The sequence below is a fragment of the Ileibacterium valens genome (genome assembly GCF_001945525.1).
Classification (GTDB): domain Bacteria; phylum Bacillota_I; class Bacilli_A; order Erysipelotrichales; family Erysipelotrichaceae; genus Ileibacterium; species Ileibacterium valens.
Genome location: NZ_MPJW01000107.1, coordinates 1 through 2,811 on the forward strand (window position 1 = coordinate 1; position 2,811 = coordinate 2,811).

General features: G+C 34.9%; 1 protein-coding gene. It reads left to right on the top strand.

Going from position 1 to position 2,811, the window contains the following annotated elements; genetic code table 11:
* Positions 1–1,261 precede the first annotated feature (1,261 nt).
* Positions 1,262–2,593, top strand: a complete 1,332-nt coding sequence (locus tag BO222_RS05060) for an oligosaccharide flippase family protein (RefSeq protein WP_075818959.1) — start codon at positions 1,262–1,264, stop codon at positions 2,591–2,593.
* The last annotated feature ends 218 nt before the right edge of the window (positions 2,594–2,811 follow it).

A 2,811-nucleotide genomic window follows, 5' to 3' on the forward strand; every position in this document is an offset into this window, starting at 1 on the left:
AGCTAGGCGCGCGGGTATAGGAGAAGACACTTTCCATGGAAAGTGTCTTCTCCTATACCCCACCCACTGCAAGAAATGGTAACTTTCTCACTGCAATAATTGGCACATTTTATCTTGCATTTAACACCTGGTTGTTATTGCCAGAATTCTGGGATCTAAGCAAGATCTCTGGTAAGTAGAGTCTGTTAGATCAGATTCTACTGCCTGATTTTTAGTTGTTATTATCCTCAAACAAAAAAGGCCGTGTTCGCAGCACGGTCTTTTCTTATGACTCAATATAGTAAAAAGTTTAGATTACAATACTATAGTAAGCCATGTAAAGCTTAAATTTGCCTAATTAGAAGTTGTCATTATCTAATAAGGACATCATAGTCCAAACAGATTCGTTTTACCAATCTGCCTTACTGATTTCTATAGATATGTTTGATTATAGCGGTATATTCGATAAGATTCCTGGATCGATAGAATCGAATTCATCACATCCTGCCGATCATATTAAGGTTCTCTTACAGTGGTCAGGCAAATTCTGCTGCTAAAACATCAAAAATAAAAAAGTGTCCTGGTGGTGTGGTCTTATATGAACATGTATAAAAGCTTGAATACATTCTGATCGATTTTAAAATCAAGAGCATATTTCCAGTATAAAAATACTTATATTATCTATGGATTTGCTGATAAAAAAGAAAGAGAAAAGAAGATATAAAAACAGAATGAATAACGTTTTGATTTAAGGCCAGGAATTGAAAAGAAACTCATTATGAAAAAAAACGGAATTAAAAAAATAGCAGCAACCAGATCGAGCTCATAGACACCATAAACTATTAACAGAACATTCTGTGCCTTTTTTGAAACAACGAAATTACGGTAACCAGAATGATTAAAATCAGTAACCTATAATTAAAAAAAGCAGCCTGTCAGATTACTGAAAACAAATTTTAATCCTGACGATTCGGGAACTGTCATAGCGATAAGTAAAACTAAATCAGATATTCGGTCAGCTATAGAGAAAACGTATTGTCTGATTAAGAACAACGTAAATATATTTATTTGAAATAGATATTGCGGTTACTCAGGTAGGATAATAATAGAATGTAAAAAAAATAGATAATTAAATGCTTATTATAACATCCGATTTGATAATATACAAAAAAACAGTCTAATAGATTTTAAAAATTCATTTGAAAATATTGTCAAGGATTCTTTGTTTGGATATATTATTTGTTGAGATTCAAGCACTATTCGTTTAATCGGGTAAAAGAAAATGCAAATTCTATCGAAATTACACTCGATTTCTCGCTATGGAATACCGGCTGTATTTCTATCGAGTGTCACAAACAAAGCCATTGGATTTGTCTCAAATATGATCGTTATTCGAATACTGAGTGTAGAAGAATATGGTCTTCAGGCCAGCCTGTATACCGTTCTTTCTTTGATAGGTTTGTTTGCTGGTGGAGGTATGGGCTCTCCTTTGATCATCTATGGATCAGAATGGCGAAGTCCATCTGAAAAGAATCAGATCAGGATTTATACCCTGTATTGTGGGGTATTATTCAGCATTCTGGTTGGATTCATACAGATTTTATTAGGCTTGTTTGTATTTAAAGATTATCCGATTCTTCATCAATACCTTCCTCTTTTATCGATGGTGCCTGTGATCTCCTATATTAACAGCTACATTCAGATCCTGATGCGAACCATGCAGGACAATCAGGGTTATGCCAGGCTGACTTTTCTTCATACTCTGGTAGGACTTGTTTCGACGTTATGTGGAATAGCCATAGCCGGACTGTCAGGATTGATCTGGTATCGCGTAATTGGCTCCATATTCATGATTCTGATCGGAATGAAAATGTGTCCAGTAAAGCTGGATATCGGTTTTGATCTGCAAAACTTTTCACTTTTCAAAATGTTGTATCCATCCGGAATTCTGAAGAATATGAAGTCTGAATTAAAAAAAGAATTATGGGCTTTTGCAATCAAGGCTGGACTGACATCAATTCTGAATTCAACGGTTTTATATCTAGATGTATTTATGATCACGATGCTTTTAAAAGATCCAGAGTTAATCGCTTCCTATAAAATTGCCTGTTTGATTCCAGACAATCTGAACTTTCTGCCGGGAGTATTGATGATTGCACTGGTTCCCAGATTTGCCCAATGTGCAAATGATAAGGAATGGTTTAAGGATCGTTTTAAAAGGCTGTTTATCGCCAATCTAATCGTCCAGGGAGTAATCAGTTTATTTCTAATTCTCTTTGCAAGAGAAATCATTACTTTTCTATGGACAGAGAAGTACCTTGATTCAACGCTTCCGTTTCAAATTCTCAGTTTTTCGTATTTGTGGATGGCAGGAATTCGAATCTTTTCTACAAATATGCTTTCGGTCTTAAAGAAGACTACATATAACCTGTTTGTTTCCATCCTGTTAGGAATAGTCAATATCACACTTGATCTTTTGCTCATTACCAGATGGCAGATGATCGGTGCTGCTTTAGCTACTTTGTTTTCTGTGATCTTTGTTTCAGCAATGACTTTTGTCTATCTGATTTATGTCATTTATAAAAGTGATCAGAGTAAAGCTGCTGCTGAATAAATAGGAAGTCATAAACATAATGAAAAGCTGGAAATAAGAATGACAGAATGAAGCAGAAAACAAGTAGAAAGAAAACAAGTAGAAAGAAAACTGTAAATGTCAATCAGAAAATGTACAAATTGGGTAATTAAAAGATGTACAATTTTGAGCATATTAAAAGAGAGCTGGGGGCGGTGAAACGCAGGTGATGTCGGTAAAATATCGGCCATTAGACATCA